A 439-nucleotide genomic window follows, 5' to 3' on the forward strand; every position below is an offset into this window, starting at 1 on the left:
GACGATCGTGAAGCTGTTGGCCGATCACGTGGCGGCTATGGGACCAAGGCTTGCGTGATCGCTGACGGCGCCGGCCGCGCGATCGCCTTTCGGATCGCACCGGGGCAGGCCCATGAACTGCCCCACGCGCTGCCCTTACTCGGTCACTTGCCGGGCATTCCCCAATGGGTCGTGGCGGATCGGGGCTACTCCAGCCAACGCTTCCGGCAGCAGTTGCGAGAGGTCGGGGCAACACCTGCTATCCCGTCCAAGAGTAACGAGGCCCCCGAGCGCTGCCCGGACTGGATCTACACCAACCGCAACGTCGTCGAGCGGCTCTGGGCACGGCTCAAGGAGTGGCGGGCGGTTGCCACGCGCTATGAGAAAACCGCCTCCAGCTTCACCGGAGTCCTCTGCCTCGCCGCAGCCCTCGATCACCTCAGGTGACGACAGGCTCTAG

The 439-nt window shown here is 66.1% G+C and carries 1 protein-coding gene; it reads left to right on the forward strand.

Annotated elements, in window-relative coordinates; translation table 11 throughout:
- The coding region (locus tag ACLBYB_RS32775; protein WP_447701376.1) for an IS5 family transposase at positions 1-426 on the forward strand (426 nt) is incomplete at its 5' end.
- Positions 427-439 lie beyond the last annotated feature (13 nt).

The sequence above is a fragment of the Methylobacterium sp. D54C genome (assembly GCF_053345595.1).